The sequence below is a fragment of the Bradyrhizobium sp. SZCCHNR1015 genome, from assembly GCF_032489875.1.
GTDB lineage: Bacteria > Pseudomonadota > Alphaproteobacteria > Rhizobiales > Xanthobacteraceae > Bradyrhizobium.
On record NZ_JAUEYW010000025.1, the window covers coordinates 51806 to 68598 of the forward strand.

The following is a 16793-nucleotide window of genomic DNA, read 5'->3' on the forward strand; positions in this document are numbered from 1 at the left end:
CAATGCCGGACAACCGAGTCCAAGGCGCCCCCACTGTCCGTAACGCGCCAATGTCGCCAGCAGGCCGGCAGCAAGTGTCGTAAAAACAAGTCCCGGCGAAGCACTTGCGAGCGCTTTGATCCGGGAAGAGATCTCGACATCTAGCTTCAGTGTGAATAGACGATGCTTCGGGGAATAAACCACTGAGCGCGGTCTGCTCAAGGGCAAGCCGGGCCGAGCAAAATCGGGGACGACCTGCCACGCCGGGCGCGCGAACTGGGCCGACCAGACCGGAGCCGCGCTCCCGGTCCCCATACTCTCAATTGATGTTTTGGCGGGGCCGTTGTTCAAGTTGCACACAACACAGGACAGATGTCTGGATCGGAATAGTCGGGATTACCGTCGGCGGTGGATCGGCAGAGCGTGTCAATGACGTGCACCACCGGATGCCCGTGTTCATCTTTCACTTTCACATAGCAATTGGTCCCATCCTGCAGGTGGATTGCAAGCGCTATGCGCGGTAGCTCGGAGCGGTTGGGCGGACTGCCGTGAATGGTCCTGCTATTGTGGAACATCACTTGGCCTTTCCGCAGCGCCGGCGACGATACTCTGAACTCCCTGTGTTCGCGGCTCAACTCGGCCTCAAGCCGGGCCACGTCCTCGTCATAGAAGGACTTCATTCCCAGCGTACCATCCCAAAGATGGCTGCCCTCGATGAACCGCAGGGCGCCCATCTGGGCCTCGCAATCCTGAAAAGCCACCCATGCCGTCAGCATGTGCTCGGAGGAGCAGGTTCTCCAATAGGCCCGATCCGTGTGCCACCCGACTATCGCCAGCGAACCAGGCTCGGCCGGGGGCTTGTAGATTAGCTGATCGTGAAATAGTCGGATTGGCGGCAGGCCGGTGAGGCGCGCCGCAATGCCTCCTATGGCGGGGTAGCTCACCAGCTGTTGGAAGCTCTCGTATTGCAGCGACATGTAATCGGTGAGACGCAGTCCCGGGCGTCCAGGCTGCCATTCTACGTAGTGTTCCGCGAGCAGAGGCCGTCCCCGTTCGCCCGCATAGTGACGCTCCATGTCGTAGAGCGCGTCATCGATCAATTCCGACGGGATGACAAGGCGTGACAAGTACCAGCCGTGCTGCCGATAAGAGGCGATCTCCTGCTCCGTGGGAGCGAGATCTGAAGGCTCGTCCAGAAGGGTCATCGATCACCTTTCCCGGTCGGAGTAGCCTGGTCATGGCACTCGAAGGCGAACATCCCGAATGGAGCTGCCGGCGCGACTCGGAGGGGCCGCTCGGGAGCGGAGCTAAAGGCATCCAGGGTAGCTACATATCCGGCCAATAATGATGCAACGTGCTCTGGGCTAAAAAGCTCGGCATCGTGCAATGCAACGATCTTGAGGCCATTGTCATTTTCCTGCACAAGGAACTCAAGATCGAAGCGCGTAGCCTGATTGAACACCTCTTCTATCTCAATGTCCCATCGCGACTCCAGAGGGGTGGGAAGCGCGTTGTAGGTCAAAACGATCTGGAAAGGATGATGACCTTTGCGATTATGCGGCTGAACGACTTCTGAGACGACGATATCGTACGGCAGTTCGCGATGGTCGAAGGCATCCAGTACCGACCGCCGAACGGCCGCGATGGCGTCGGTGAAAATGCGGCATCCGGAAAGCTCCGTCCGAATGGCGACTACGTTCACAAAAAATCCGATCAGACGCTCCAGCTCCGTTTGGCATCGGCCGGAAGATAGTGTTGCGACGATGATGTCGGTCCGGCCGGAAAGAGCGAAGAGATGCGCCTTAAGGCCCGCCAGCAGCACCATTAGGACACTCGCGCCTTCTTGTCGCGCGACGCGTTTGATCCGGCAGGTCACGTCGGAGCTAACAAACCGCTCCGCTCTGGCGCCGCGGCCTGAACGCTCGCCATCGGCAGGTAGGATGTCAGGATTTGGCAGGTCGCCCAAAGTTTTGCGCCAATACCTACGCTGCATGTCAGCTGCGCGGCTGCCGAGCCAATCCTGCTCCCATGCGGCAAAGTCGGAGTATTGGATCGGGAGGGGGGCGAGCGGCTGACTTTGTCCAAACGCGGAGTTCGCGTGCAAGGTAGCGAGTTCGTCCGCAAAGATAGACATCGACCAGCCATCATAAGCGATATGGTGTGCCGCAAGAGCAAGGGAATACTCCTCCTCGCAGAACCGAAGCAGCGCTACGCGAAACAATGGCCATCGGTCCAGTCGGAAGCCTGGACGAGCAAGCTCTTGCGCCCATTCGACCTCGAGGCTGGGTCGCTCAGCGTACCTTTCACGTAAGTCAATGACTGGTAGCTCGACCGGGCTCGCTGGCACCACATCCGTATGCAGTATCCCGCACCGTTCAACGAATACCGTCCGGAGGCTTTGGTGACGCGCGACTACAGCGTCGAGGGCTTGTTGCAAATGCTCGATCTGGACGCTGCCGCAGATCCGCATTAGGCCGGCCATGTGATATGCGTGATCTTGCGGGCGAAGTTGGTCGGCGATCCAGACCCGACGCTGTGCTGCTGATGCAAGGTGAGCAGTTCCTTCCGCGCGACGTGTGATGCGCGGAACATCGTCCCACGGACGTCCGCCGCGGCTTCTACGGATGCGACCAGAAAGTAGCGCGGGCGTGGGATGATCGAATATGTCACGTACCCTGACATCGGTGTTGAGGATTTCTCGCAATCGGGTGGCCGCAACGGCTGCCGTTAGCGAGTGCCCGCCGAGCGAAAAAAAATCCTGATCGCGACCGACAGCCTGTAATCTGAGCACGTCTGCGAACACCAGTCCGACAAGTTCGTCGACCGGCCCCTCCAGTCTCGCAAGCGACAATGGTGTCGCCGCCATTTGAAAAGCCTGCGTCGACAATTCGATTCGATTGATCTTCCCATTGGCAAGCAACGGAAGGGAGGGGGTGATAGCAATGTTGGAAGGCACCATTTCGCGGGGAAGCAAGCTCTGAACATGGGCTTGCAGTTCTCCGCTCGACAGCTCCAAGTCGCCTCGCGGCGTCACGAAGGCCGTGAGCTGATGCTCGGCCGCGGGATTACGGTGCGCCACAACAATCGCGGCATTGACGCCGGCATGGCGCATGAGAGCAGCCTCGATTTCGCCGATTTCCACCCTGCAGCCGCGGATCTTGATCTGATGATCGACGCGACCGACGAATTCGATGGTACCGTCGGCGAGGAAGCGCGCCAAGTCACCTGTCCGGTATAGCCTGGCGCCAGCATCTCCTCCAAATGGATCCGGAATGAAGCGCGCAGCGGTCGTAGCGGGATCCCCATCATAGCCACGTCCGACGCCGTCACCGCCGATCAGCAACTCTCCGACAACTCCGATGGGCACCGGCTGGTCCGAGCGGTCGACAATATAGATCCGTGTGTTGGCCAAAGGACGTCCGATAGGCGCCGCTCTGCCGTCGGCGGCCGCGGCGGTAACCCGGAATTGCGCCACGTCATCCGAACACTCGGTCGGACCGTAGGCATTGATAAGCGGCGTATCGGGACAGACTGCGAGCCAGCGGGCGCACAAGTCCGCGCCGAGCGTCTCGCCATTGCAGATGAGCCATCGCAAAGTCGTAAGCTGATCGGGGCGGCAGCGACCGGCATCGAATTCATCGAGGATGGCGCGCATAACCGTCGGCACCACCTCCAGGACCGTTATGCGCTGATCGGCTACTGCCTCGATCAACCGCCGCGCGTCCATCGCGACGTCATCAGGCAGAATTGCCATGCGCGCGCCCACCGATAGCGGGCACAACATCTGCCAGACATGCACATCGAAGGTCTGTGGCGCGCTCTGCGCGACAACGTCAGATGACGTGAGCCCCAGAGTGGCATTCTTGGCATGCAGATGATTGATCATCCCGCGGTAGCAAACCATTGCTGCCTTAGGTACGCCGGTCGAGCCGGACGTAAAAATTTCGTACGCCAAACTTGCAGGCCTCGGTACCGCAGTCGTGTCGTGAGGAGGGCCGCCGGCCGTGGCTTGCCTGTCGACCACCACCAAAGACAAGGATGGGTCCACGGAAGATGCAAGTCGTCGAGCGAGCGCCTCAGTCCGCTGTGTGCAGGCAAGCGCCGCCGGAGCGACCTGCCGCAGCATCATCCGCAAACGCGATTCGGGCTCGGACGGAGAAAAAGGCACGTATGCGCCAGCCGCTGAGAATACCCCAAGGACGGTGGCGACGAACCACGGATCGCGATCGGCCAGAATAGCAACAAGGCGTTCCGGACCTGCCCCCGCACCGACCAGATCGGACGCGAGCGCTGCTGTGCGCTCGGCGAGTTGGGCGTACGTCACTATATCATCATCGAAGGTGACGGCCGCAGCCTCGGGCTTAAGTCGGGCGTGCTCCTGGAACGCGGTCGGGAGCGCGAGCGGGAGCATCACCATTTCGGCGGTATCGTTCCAATGCTCCAAAATGGTCCGTCGCTCTACCGTGGAAAGGCAATTCACCTCACGCAGCGGCTGGTCTTCGGCTCCCGCGAAGGCGTCCAGCAGGTTGCGGAAGTGCTGAGCGAAGCGTGCGATAGTTGATGGCTCAAATAGGCTGGATCGATACTCGAACGCGATTTCCATCCGGTCGGTCGATACATCAGCAAAGAACGACAAATCATGCTCCGCAATGCGCCACTGTTGGTGCACGAGATCGATCCGAGGAGAACCCGCGTCCTTACAGTCATCCTCGCGGCGTCGCTCTTCGACAATCGAAAACGCGGTCTGGAACACAGGCGCCAAATGTTCCGTGCGAGCTGGTTTGAGTTCGGCCACAAGACGATGGAACACCAACGGTCGATGAGCGATCGCCTCAATCACACGGTCGCGCACGTGCTCCAAGAAACCTCTTAGGGTTAAGTTGTCGCCGACGTGGAAGCGCAGCGGCAGTGTATCGACGAAAAACCCAACCGTGGCATCGAAGCGAACGTCGTCTCGGCCAGCGAAGTCAGTTCCGATGACGATGTCGTACTGATTTGCATACCTCGACAGCAACAGCACATAACAGGCAAGGACCAGCATCTGCACGGTCACCGAGTGCCGGCCACAAGCAGATGTAATTTTCTGCAGTTCGTCCGGGCCGAGAATTTGCGAAAGCCAGCCGGCTCGTTCCAGTTTGAGGCTGCGCCGAGGTTTATCCAAGGGCAACGCTAGGACGGGCAGAGGCGCTGCGAGCCGCTCTCGCCAATAGGCCAAGTTACGCTCGACAATATGCGTCGACACCACTTGAGCTTCGTGGCGAGCATAATCGTGGAGTCCCGGCCGTTGTTGAGAGCTCGGCGCGCGCTCGCTCCATGTTTGCAGGAACTCGGAGCATAGGATCGCACTCGACCAAGCGTCGCATAAGATGTGGTGCGTGACGAACACTAGTAGCGACCTGTCGCCCGGCAAGAGGACCAACACGGACCGGTAGAGGGGCGCGCAATCGAGGCGGAACGGTGTCGATACGGCACGCCAGACAGTCTCATCAAGGCGATGAGCGGCGTCGGCCGGTTCGTAGCTTCTGAGATCCTCGACAACGATTGTCGGGTCGATTTCGCAATCGGCTACCTGGTAGAGATGATCGCCGTCGTGGATGAATCTTGTTCGAAACGCATCGTGCCGGCTGAGCACGGATCTCAGGCAACGCTCGATCCATGGTGCCTCAACGATCGACTCAAATGCGACGACAATCGCAAGGTTTTGAACCGCGGTATCCTGATCCGTTTGATGATGGATCCAAAGACGAAGTTGGGCCAACGTGGCCGGTGCGTGCCCACCATCGTACATTTGGCGCGGCAGCCAAACTGCGGCCGCATCCTCCCGCTGAGCCAGCCGTCTGATAAACTGTGCACGCTTGCTTAGTACGGGTTCTACAACGGGGACGCCGAGAGGCTCATTGGGCATTGCGCACCCCTTTCGTCGCATGGCCAAGACGCATGTCTTCCGAGATCCCGGTCCTGCCGTCGCTCGCGTCAAGCAAAGCCTCGATATGTCTAGCCAAATCCGCGATGGTGGGATGTTCGAAGATGGTCAGTAGCGGCAATTCGATTTCAAGGGCGTGCGAGATTCGCGCCAGAATGCGAGTACCGGTGAGGGAATGTCCTCCGAGCTCGAAAAAGTTCTGCTCCAGCCCTATGGTCTCGCGCTTGAGGATCTCCGACCAAACTCGGTGCAAGGCTTCTTCCACGGAGGTTCGCGTTTCGTCGAAACCTTGCGGAACCTCGTTGCTACGCGGCTGTAGACATTGCATGACCGCTACTCGATCCACCTTACCTGTGCGGGTGACCGGCATTTGATCGAAAATGACGATGTCTGCAGGTATCATGTGCGAAGGCAGGCGGCGCTTAACCGCACGGCGGAGCTGAATTGACGTCGAGGCTCCGCTCGCACGCAGGACGACCCCGGCGGCGAGCTCGGCGCCCCCATCGGCCGCGTCGCGCAGCACTGCGGCGGCTGCGACGACGTCAGGCAGTGCCCGCAATGCAGCTTCGACCTCCTCGATCTCGATTCGATACCCGCGGAGTTTGACCTGATTGTCGACGCGGCCCACGTATGTAAGAACGCCATTGGGGCCAAGCCGGACGAGATCACCGGTCTTAAACAACCGCGCTCCCGGCGTGTTCGTGAACGGGTTCGGCAAGAAGCGCGCCGCCGACGTCGCTGGGTCGCTTAGATAGCAGAGTGCCGGCCCGGAGCCACCGATGTAGAGTTGTCCGACCGAACCGGGCGGCACCGGGAGGAGATCGTCGTCAAGGACGTGAACGGTCTTTCCATCTAGTGGCGCGCCGATTGGCACGTCGCGAGCGGAGTCGACGTCGCGAGGAACTTTGAACATGGTGGTCGTGACAGTCGCCTCCGTTGGTCCGTATGCGTTGACCAACGAAACCGCCGCCGCGCCCGACAATCGCATCCAATCTTGTACTGATCGACGGCCGATCGCCGCGTTTCCGATGATCGTAAGTCGAAGAGACTTCGGCAACGCACGACCGGTACTCGTTAAGTACTCCACCCATGCTTCCCAAAAGGGGGTCGGAATGTTCATTACCGTCACACCCTCTCGTTCCAAGAAGGTCGTGAACGATGGTAATGACAGGCGCTCGATCTCGCTCAGAGAGCAGATCGCCGCACCCGCCATCAACGTCCCGAAGACCTCCTCTATGATCGCGTCGAAACTAGTGGGCGAGAACCGAAGCACCCTATCCTCGCGGCGCAGATGCGCGTAAGCGCAAAACGCGGAAAGATGACAGGCTAGGGACTCGCGGCTCACCAGCACACCCTTCGGCACGCCGCTAGATCCGGACGTCCACATCGCGTAGGCCGGTCGGGCGTCAGACATCACATCCGATGCCGACATCTTGCGAGGGGAGGCCAGCGTTGCAGCTGCGGAAATGTCAATGCAAGGCAGCTCAGCTATCCCGGGCGGAATCCGTGGCCCGGCGATCGCAATCAGATCGGGAGCGCTGGTCCGTACCATGGATTGAAGGCGATCGGCGGGCTCGTCTATGGGAAGCGGAATGAACGGAGTGCCGACCACCATTGCTGCAAGTGATCCAACTGTGAAATCGGTCGTGTCAGAAACACACAGGCCGAGCCTTTTGCCCGGGCCCAGCCCTGCGCCGGCGTACGCCCCCGCGACTTCCGAGACGCGAGCCCACAAGTCCGCATAGCACAGTGATGATCCGCCATCGACGATTGCGGGCGCCTGCGGGCTACCGAGCGCAAGCCGCGATATCATTTCTTCGGGAGCGACCGGAATGGATTGATCCGGGGGACCTGGCCGGAAACTAGAGTACCGGGGATGTCCGCGCGTGAAAGGGGCAACCTGTCCCATTTCATCCACGACATCGATGAGAGCTTGTCTGAACGCCTCCATGAAGCAGGGGCGATGTGCGCGGGCTTGGAAATCCAGTGAGCCCGTAATACCGCCCGAACCGACAACGAACCGAAGGATCAGCGGGAATTCCACCGACCGCCGCTCGAGGACGACAGGCGCAACCCGAAGCCCGAGAAGCTCACCGACGTAGTCCTCCTGACCGGCGGCTAACGCCTCGGCCGCAGGTCCGCGCAGAAGGGTGGGCGTTTCCTCAACACAGAACACGTCTGGAAACGCCGTGGCCCATGCAGAATCGCCCGAATCGTCGCGGGACTGTATGGCCGCGTACGGGATAGGCATGCGATCGAGCGCATCGATTATTTCATCGCGCAGCCGTAGAACAAGGTCCACGAGGCTCTCACCACGCTTGACGGAACACAGGACCGATACAATCTTGGCGAGATAGCCGACGACTTCCTCGTACTTTTCGTGCCGGCGTCCCACATCGACGATGCCCAGAGAAAATTGCGACTGTCCCGTCAGGCGATGCACAGTTGCGGCCATTGCCGCGAACATGACAACAAAGCAGGTGGCGCCTAACGACTTCGCAAGCGTCCTTAACGCATCCGACCGTGGCCGCCCGAGTTGGAATTGAAGCCTGCCCCCTTCCTCCACCGCTTCGGAACTGTCACCATGATATCCATCGAGGTTGATCGAGGGCAAAAGATTCGATCGCGACGAGACGATCGCGTTTTGTCCCGCAACACTGGCGAGCAAGCGATTCTCCTCTTCAACTGCGTGCCAGAAGGTTGCCGCGGGCGTTTTGCCACGCACAGCCTGGCGATCACTTAAGTCGCGCCGATAAGAGACGAACAGGTCGCGTATGATGATCTCCATCGATCTGAGATCGATCGCGATGTGGTGCGCGGTCAGTAGAATCCAGTACTCGTCGTCGGCCCGTCGATAGGCGTGAAGCCTAAGACTGGCTTCCTGGGCAAGATCGAACGGCTTCGAGGCGTCAATAGCGACAAGGGTGCGAAGGTCCGTTCGATCCATGCTTTCTACGTTCTTGAAAACGATCGCTGGGACGTCGGCGAGCTGAACCGGAATCAGGTCGCGCATTGCGTCCTGCACGTATGTGATGCCGAGCACCGAGTGGGATGAAAAAAGTGTCTGGAATGCGGTCTGCAACCGCACCACGTCGAGGTGTTCAAGCACCCGTAAACATAGAGGCACGTTGTAAAGGCTTGACCGGGGCGCGCGGCGATAGGCCAGCCACAGCGCCTTCTGGTTCATCGATACGCCAGGCGTGCAAGCGCCATCACTCCAACGCTCACTGGCCTCTTTGATAGACTGCGCCGTCGCGACGGCCGAGGCAAGACCTTCAACGGTCTCAGCGCAGAGCAATTTTCTTAGCGGCACTGAGACCGAAAAACTTGAGCGTAATAAATGCTGGAGCCGCATCGCGGTCAGCGAGGTTATCCCGAGATCTACCAGTCTGGCGTTCGGCATGATTTCATCTGCCGAATAAGCGAGCAGTCGAGAGATTAATTCGCTGATCGCGCGCACGATCTCGGGCTGCGCGGGCGGCGCGTCGCCAATCGCAGCCTTCAATGCCGCCGCATGGCTGGCATCCAGGCGATCGTGCAACAAGACAGCGAGCCGACCTTGCTGAAAAGCCTGCTTGCAAAGAAAGCGCTGCGGCTTCCCGCTTGTCGTGAGAGGGATGCTACCCCTCCGCACGAGCACGACGTCGGACGGTTCGAACGCGAAGGCATCGGCGACAGCGTCCCGAACGAAGGTAACGATTCGGGCCAGGTCGATCAGAGTGCGATTGACCTCAACGACGACGACGAGTGACTCCTTGTCACCGTTGTCGATCGCGAAGGCGACGCAGCGCGCGGTTGCAAGCTCGTAAACCTCGGCGATACACGCCTCAATCGTCTCGGCCGCGATGTTGAGTCCGTCTTTGATATAGATGTCCTTTATGCGACCAACGATGAAAAGCTCTCCGTCACGGAGAAATCCCAAATCTCCAGTTCGCACCATCGGTTCACCGAACTCTTTGTCCGCGCCGCCGACAGGATTCGACGAGATGTTCCAATATCCACGACTGACGTTTGGACCCGATACGCAAATCTCGCCGATGGAGCCCGCCGACAACGGAATGTCCGTTTCCTGGTTTAGGATCAATATTCGCTGTCCCGGTAATGCGTGCCCCGACCCAACCAGATGCGGTTTCCTTGCGCCCGGGGTGCCGGCGGCCATACCTCCTTGCTTGGCCTCGACGCCCGTCAGCGACGGCCGCATCGTTCTCCCTGCAGTCACCATCAGCGTCGCCTCGGCCAGTCCATAGCATGGCCGAAACGCATCCCGTCTGAAGCCGAACGGCGCGAGCTTCTCGCTAAAACGCTCTAAGGTCGACGGCCTAACCATTTCTGCGCCTACAAAGGCGACCCGCCAGTGGGAAAGGTTCAAGGCATGCGGCTTCCCCCGTTCCTCAATCCGCGCGACGCACTGTTCATATGCTGAGTTGGGCGCCCCAGCCGTAGTGATGAGGTGAGCGTCGATTGCACGGAGCCAAACCAGCGGATCACGATGGAAAGAGGCAGGTGCCATGAGGTAGCAGGTGGCGTGGGCCGCTACGCTCTGAAGCATCCCAATCAAGCCCATATCGTGAAACAGCGGCACCCAGAGAAGAATGCGGCTTTCAGTGCCGTGACCAAACGCCTGCTGAATGCTACGCGAATTGTGCACGACATTGGCATGAGTTATCAGCACCCCTTTCGGCTGGCCGGTCGACCCCGACGTGTATTGCAGCAAGGCAATCTGTTCAGATCGGGATGGATGCGGCTGCAAGCAACTGAGCGGTCCGTTGCTTACGGATACCGAGGGCAGAACGGCGACTTCGTGTTTGACGCCACGCGCGAGCGCGCGCCTGACGGACGGTACGATATCGGGATTGGCAAACACGAGCGACGGCGTGCAGTCGGCGGCGACATCCGTCATTCTTTTCATGCGGCGCTGACCGACGGGCTCGGGCAGCGGCACGGCGATCCTGCCGGATGAGACACAGGCAAAAAACGTCTCTACAAATGCCAGGCTCTCGGAGGCGGCGAGCAGGACCCGATCGCCCACAGCGGTATGTTGTTCGATGATTTGCCGCCGCCGCTCGACCGCACTGGCGAGTTCTCCATATGTCAGGCTTTGGGTGATCGTTCCGGTGTGGTCGAGCCAAGAATATGCACAGCGATCCGGGCATGCATCTGCCGCAGCGGCGACCATTGTCGCAATTGTGTCCTCGGGCACGAACCGCGCTCCGTTGCCTGATCTCATCCCACGAACTATGCAACCAATTGCCTGTCACATGCAACTTGTACGGCGCTGGCGAAAGTGTAAGCTGCTGGGCGGGTTCAGGAGTTGGTGAGGTCCGGTGCAGCATTGAGCCACTTATTCACGGTAGTACAGGCGGCTTGCCTAAATTGCTCCCATTGGACAGTGGTCCTAAGCAGACAGTTCGGCACACTTACCCAACTCCCGCCCCAAGAACTTCAACCGGGGCGGGCCAGGGCACGCGGAGTCGCGGATACATCGGGGCGCCGCTGGGGTTGAAGCGGCTGCCACCACGTCCCCGACCGGATATAGGGCCTGTGACAAATATGCCGACGCCACGACTAGGATGCTCCTGGTGAGTGCTTCATTGGCCATCGTTTCAGAACGGGTGGTGCTTCGGCCCTACGGCCCAATGGACGCTGATGCGCTCTATGGGCTGTGGACGGACCCCCAGATCGTCCGAATGACGAATCCGGGATTTCAACCGTCGCGTGAGCAGGTTTCCTCAGCAATCGAGAGATTCCGCAAACAATGGGACGAAGACGGCTTTGGGCAATGGGCCGTACAACAGAAAATGACCGGTGCGGTCATCGGATATTGCGGGTTCAAGTTATGGGAAAGGACCGGGCCAGAACTCGAGTTGGTTTTCGGAATTACGCCTACTCTCTGGTCCAGGGGTTATGCAACCGAGGCGGTGAGGAGCGCCCTCGCATTTCTCCAAGAGAGGCATCCTTCTCGCGTGGTGCTGGGCGCTGCCTTTTTCCATAACAAGGCGTCGCACCGGGTCATGCAGAAGGCTGGCCTGTTGCCCGCCGGGACCTACTACGAAGACGGCCCGTACGCACTATTCCGGTGGGGCGCAGGGCAGGAGGCCACTAAAAAATGACAGGTCGCGACTTGGCGCTATGCGCAGCGCCGCGCAACCAGATTACGCAACTCGCTCCAATCGGCTTCCGGATGGGCCGCGACCTCACCAAAGCTGCGCACCAGCATCCGCTGCGCGACGCGCGCGAATGCGAAGATCTGATCTATGCTGATGCCGTTGCCAAGTAGATAGGGAATGGATTCAAGGTCGAAACCGTGAACTGGGAACAACAGCGAATCACTAACTGCCTGATATAGGTATTCCACACGGTCGCAGGCCTCCGCCCAATCCATCGTCGCGTGGCTCCAACTGAAGCCGGCTCCTATCATCCCGAACTGCGCTGCCTTCTCATGAATTGGAACCCGCACATCGTGATAATAAAGTTGGGCGCGGAAGAAGTCTGGACGCGTTCGGCGGATGAAGGCGCAAGTTTCTTCGACGGTTTGCTCAGTTTCACCCGGAAAGCCCACAATGAACGACGCCAACGTGAGGATTCCGAAATCCTTCAGCCGCGCCATACCTCGCTCGTATCGATCTACCGTCGCGGCCTTGTGCATGTGTCCGAGAACCGACGGACTACCGGATTCAATACCGAGAAAGACACCTCGACAGCCGGCGCGACTCATCAACCGAAACGTCTCGTCGTCAGCGTTCGAACAGCGGAACATCGAATACCAGTTGAACCCATAACCGCGGTCTATCAGCAGACGACACAATGCTTTGAACCGCGGCAACGGCACGTTGAACGTATCATCGATGAAATTGATGTTTTCGACACCGGCCTCTCGAAGCGCTCGAAGTTCGCAGTCGAGCACCTCCAGACTGGTCAAGCTAAGTGGACCCGCCATTAGCGGAAACGAGCAGAACGAACACGAAAACGCGCAGCTGCGGGCCGTCCTCATCGGAGCAGTCTTCCCGAGGGTGGCCGGGCGGAAGTTCGTCCAATCTACCGCCCCCCGGTCCAAGTCGTTGGACTCGGGTATTCTCGGCGTTCGCGTAATCCGGTCGCCGGTCGCTAAGATCAGGTTCGGAACAGTCGATAAGCCCGCCAGATCCAAACTTCTCAGCCGGCTCAACACGGCGGCAAGGGTCCCCTCACCCTGCGAGTCGAAGACATATGCATCCGCACCAACGCTGGTGAAGATATGATCTTGGGTTTCATCTTCGTGGCTCGTGCAGATCGTAAAAATGCGCGGGCCGCCGACCAGGATCATCGTATCTGGTACGAGTCGCCGCACTGCCTTCACGATGTCGATGATTGGTTCATCATCCACATAAAATGTAGTCGTGATGGCCACGGCCCGCGGCGGCTCAGATAGGAGTTCCTTCAATCGATCCTGGTCGTGGTCGAAGTTGTTGACCACCTCCACGGCGAATCCTCGTTTAGATAAGAACGAGGCAAGGTAGTGCGCGGCCAGATGCGGCAACCGAAACACGTCAAAAGCGGGCTGCGTTCCGCGCACCTGCCCAATCACCCGGTTGAGCAGATCCGAATAGGTAAGGCGGTTTTGGTCGACAAGGATTGAGTTCGCCTTCAGATTCCGGTAACCGCCCGAGTATTTCTGCATTCGCCGGTGACGCTCGACGATCTGATCGAAGGGCAGCTCGTGATGGCCGATGATCACGCAGTCGAGCCGGGTACCGATCATCCCCGCGTGCCTTCGAACGGCATTCCTGGCCATGACATCGGCGAGGATGCAACACGGGTGCCTCGTTCGGATACGACAATGTGGCCGCCCGTGTGGGAGCTCAATTCGTAGCCATCCGCAGTCGTCGTCAACTGTCCGGGCCACAGCGGCAGCTTGCCCAGGTGTGTCGTCAGTATGTATCGCGGCAAAACGAAGCCCGTGGTGTGCCCCCACAGACCTTCCATGAGCTGCCGCCCTGACGCGATCGTGCAGACGAAGTGCGACACCCCGTTTACATCATCGCAGTGATACAGATAGTAGGGAAGCACCCTGTGCTTTCCCAATTGCCGAAAAAGCATCAGAAGTTCGTCACGCTGATCATTGATCCCAGCGAGCAGCACGGTCTGATTGAGAACCGGAATGCCGTTATCGGCGAGCGAATGACATGCGGACACCGCCTCGGCGGTGATCTCTTTGCTGTGATTGAAGTGGGTGATAAAGTATAAAGGTTTGTACCGTGCCAGCATGGAGACGAGTTCGGCGTCGACTCGCTGCGGTAAGAGCACAGGGAATCGAGATCCGATTCTGATCAGCTCGATATGAGGGATGTCACGCAGTTTTTCGATCAGTTGTTCGAGGCGCCGTGTTGGGAGCATTAGCGGATCCCCTCCCGTCAACAGCACGTCGCGAATCTGAGGCCGCCGCCGAATATACTCGAGATCCGGCTCGAAAGAGCTGCTCCGGTCCTCGCCGTAATAGGTCCCAGTCTTGTCCGTAGTATGATATTTGCGCGTGCAGTGCCGACAATATACCGGGCAGGTGGAGGACACGAGGATGGCGACACGGTCCGGGTACTTATGGATAAGCCGCGCGGTTCGGCGATAATGCATGTCGCCGACCGGGTCCAACTCCGCGTAAACGTTCGGCCTAATCTCATCCAGATGCGGAATCGCTTGCAGGCGAACGGGGCAGCGCGGGTCTACCGGGTCCATGATGGATGCATAGTAAGGAGTGATCCTCCAGCGGTATCGGGCGCTCGTGGCGGCGATCGCCTTTTCCTCATCCGGTGTGACGTTGATCCAGTCTTTGAGGGCTTCGACAGTGGTGATCGCATTCGCGATCTGCCATCGCCAATCGGACCACCCAGGAGAGCGCTGGACATCATCAGTCACCGGCTAAGACCTCCGCACACCCACCGCTGACCGAGAACGTAGCCCGTGAAGACTGTGGCCCAGCAGGGTGTCTCGGCCGGTCCAGTCCGAAGGCGGCTCTCAATTGGGCAAGAAGCGGTTCGACTTCCCCTGTAGGAGTCCGGCACTCGAATAGCCGGTCCGACACCCAGCGGCTGGGATCGAGCCCAATACCCCAGGCATTGAGCCATGGGCAGGCACTTCCGGAGAACTCGTCCGGAAGTTCGATGCAAAGATCTTCCAACGCGATTCGAAACAGCCCTTGAGCGAGCGTCTCGAAGTATCGGAGATTTGCTGCTTGCGCGCTCAGAAGTTCGTCGCGGCTCTGGTCTCCGCGGACGTTGCGTGAATAAAGGTCCTGGACCCCCGTGATATTCTGATAGTCAAAAAAATCAAAGGTGCCTTCGCGCGCTGGCTGTTCCGCCCAATCTGCGAAGACACGCTCCATGCGGAGGGACAATGCCGTCAACTGGGTTGCAGCGACCAACATCTCCCCGGCAAGGGCATCATCCACATATGTGTAGTTGAAACGCTGCGGTGCGGTCACCGCCCACCCAGCAAGCGTGTTCCACAGCAGCTTAGCAGCCATAGGTTTTGAGCGTCCGAAGAAGTGATAGGCCGGCTGGGTAATCCTGATGGCCGCATCGTTAAACGCAATGAGATATTGATTATAGCGATCTATCAAAGCGCTACTTACGCCGCTGGTCTGGTCGCGGCGGATCAGATCGGTGACGATGGAATTCGCGATGCTGATTCCATCAATTCCCGGCGAAAACAGTGGATCGGCAAAGACTCCGGCGTCGCCCACACACGCCCATCGCTCCTTTGAGAAGATCTGACGCGACGAATAAGAGTAGTTGCGCAAGCACCGGAAATCCAGCGGCTGATAGGGAGCTATCCGCGCACCAAGTTCCGGCTCGTTGTCCAGGAGCCATTTGATCGCCTTACCGTACGTATTATAGGACGAAATAGGAATGACGTCCTCTCGTGTGACAATTCCAATGCTAGTGCACCCTGAGCCCAGCGGAATCATCCAGACCCAGCGACCATTGCCCATCAGGTGATTGGTTGAAAAATAGCGTTCGCCAAGGGACACGCGAGCGTGCCAATCGGCCCGGCACGCCGGCACAAAATCAGAAACATCAACCCGTCCCGCGATCCGAAACCAGGCCGCGCTGCAACCATGGCCGGCCGGGATGCTCAAGCCGAGTTTTTTTTGCAGGATGCGTCGACGTCCGCTTGCGTCGATGACCCACCGAGCGGGAATTCGTTTAGTATCGTTGCCATCCATTGCGACTACACTGACGACGTGCTCGCAATCCTCTTGTCCTAGTTCAATGTCCACAACGCGCGTGCCGCAATGGACCTGCATTCCACTTTGAACAAGCAAAGCGCGAATACCATTCTCAAGTAATCCGCGATCGACCTGGAATGCTGGCGCCGGGTCGTAGCTCGACGGCCCAAATTCCGGCCGCTCATGAAAACCGGCTGACGCCGGAAAGAAAAAACGCAGGCCCATCTTCCGAAGATGAACACCATCCATATGTTGGTTCATCTGAAGCCGGTCGCGAAGGTAATGCGTCGAAACCTCGAGAGTCGACTCACCGACCTTGAAAGCTGCGATCGGGCTGGGCTGCGCGCGCTCGTCTAGCACCAAGACCTGGCGATCGGGGAGCTCTAACGACAGCTGGCGCGCGAGGGCGAGCCCCGCAAGGCCCCCACCGCAGATCACCACATCCCAAGTTCGGTTGTCCTCGGGCGAGAATAGGCTCAAGTGATCGGACATTTTTGTCATCAGGGCCAAGCGGCCAACGCGGGCCAACAGAATAGGCGGTCGTTCGAAGCGTGCCAAGCGGAATACGACCATTGCGACCGCGGCCGAACTCGCCGCATTCGTGAGGCAAAAAAGTTGCAAGCGTGCCCGCAGTCGCCCATGATCGTCGCCTTGAACCGAGCCAGCGACCACCTGCGTACGCCGCAGAGA

The 16793-nt window shown here is 59.1% G+C and carries 7 protein-coding genes; 1 reads left to right on the forward strand and 6 read right to left on the reverse strand.

Annotation, left to right across the window (positions count from 1 at the left end; translation table 11 throughout):
* Positions 1 to 326: 326 nt before the first annotated feature.
* The 3 genes from QX128_RS31380 to QX128_RS31390 are packed head-to-tail and all read right to left on the reverse strand — an operon-like array spanning position 327 to position 11102.
* A complete protein-coding gene (locus tag QX128_RS31380) occupies positions 327 to 1184 on the reverse strand; it encodes a phytanoyl-CoA dioxygenase family protein (protein WP_316239477.1) in 858 nt (285 codons plus the stop codon).
* The gene (locus QX128_RS31385) at positions 1181 to 5905 is read right to left on the reverse strand and encodes a non-ribosomal peptide synthetase (protein WP_316239493.1); all 4725 of its coding nucleotides are present in this window, start codon (positions 5903 to 5905) and stop codon (positions 1181 to 1183) included. The genes QX128_RS31380 and QX128_RS31385 overlap by 4 nt, the downstream gene beginning before the upstream one ends.
* Positions 5874 to 11102 carry a non-ribosomal peptide synthetase gene (locus tag QX128_RS31390; protein WP_316239478.1) on the reverse strand — a complete coding sequence of 1743 codons (5229 nt, stop codon included), beginning with the start codon at positions 11100 to 11102 and terminating at the stop codon, positions 5874 to 5876. Before QX128_RS31390 ends, QX128_RS31385 begins: the two co-directional genes overlap by 32 nt.
* 379 nt (positions 11103 to 11481) lie before the next feature.
* On the opposite strand from QX128_RS31390, the gene QX128_RS31395 reads away from it, so the two are divergent.
* Positions 11482 to 12012: a GNAT family N-acetyltransferase gene (locus QX128_RS31395; protein ID WP_316239479.1), complete on the forward strand. Its 531-nt coding sequence runs from the start codon at positions 11482 to 11484 to the stop codon at positions 12010 to 12012.
* A 17-nt stretch (positions 12013 to 12029) separates the two neighbouring features.
* On the opposite strand, the gene QX128_RS31400 is transcribed toward QX128_RS31395, so the two are convergent.
* From QX128_RS31400 to QX128_RS31410, 3 genes are read right to left on the reverse strand one after another with little or no spacing between them, the layout of a single operon-like run.
* Positions 12030 to 13640 (reverse strand): radical SAM protein, encoded by a 1611-nt coding sequence (locus tag QX128_RS31400; protein WP_316239480.1) that lies wholly within the window; start codon positions 13638 to 13640, stop codon positions 12030 to 12032.
* The gene (locus QX128_RS31405; protein WP_316239481.1) at positions 13637 to 14791 is read right to left on the reverse strand and encodes a KamA family radical SAM protein; all 1155 of its coding nucleotides are present in this window, start codon (positions 14789 to 14791) and stop codon (positions 13637 to 13639) included. Before QX128_RS31405 ends, QX128_RS31400 begins: the two co-directional genes overlap by 4 nt.
* The gene (locus QX128_RS31410; protein ID WP_316239482.1) at positions 14784 to 16595 is read right to left on the reverse strand and encodes an NAD(P)/FAD-dependent oxidoreductase; all 1812 of its coding nucleotides are present in this window, start codon (positions 16593 to 16595) and stop codon (positions 14784 to 14786) included. The genes QX128_RS31405 and QX128_RS31410 overlap by 8 nt, the downstream gene beginning before the upstream one ends.
* Between the last annotated feature and the right edge of the window lie 198 nt (positions 16596 to 16793).

Bases quoted from the DNA above. Each gene is read 5' to 3' on its own strand.
- QX128_RS31410 (WP_316239482.1), bottom strand. From the start codon at position 16,595: ATGTCCGATCACTTGAGCCTATTCTCGCCCGAGGACAACCGAACTTGG.
- QX128_RS31400 (WP_316239480.1), bottom strand. From the start codon at position 13,640: ATGATCGGTACCCGGCTCGACTGCGTGATCATCGGCCATCACGAGCTG.
- QX128_RS31380 (WP_316239477.1), bottom strand. From the start codon at position 1,184: ATGACCCTTCTGGACGAGCCTTCAGATCTCGCTCCCACGGAGCAGGAG.
- QX128_RS31385 (WP_316239493.1), bottom strand. From the start codon at position 5,905: ATGCGACGAAAGGGGTGCGCAATGCCCAATGAGCCTCTCGGCGTCCCC.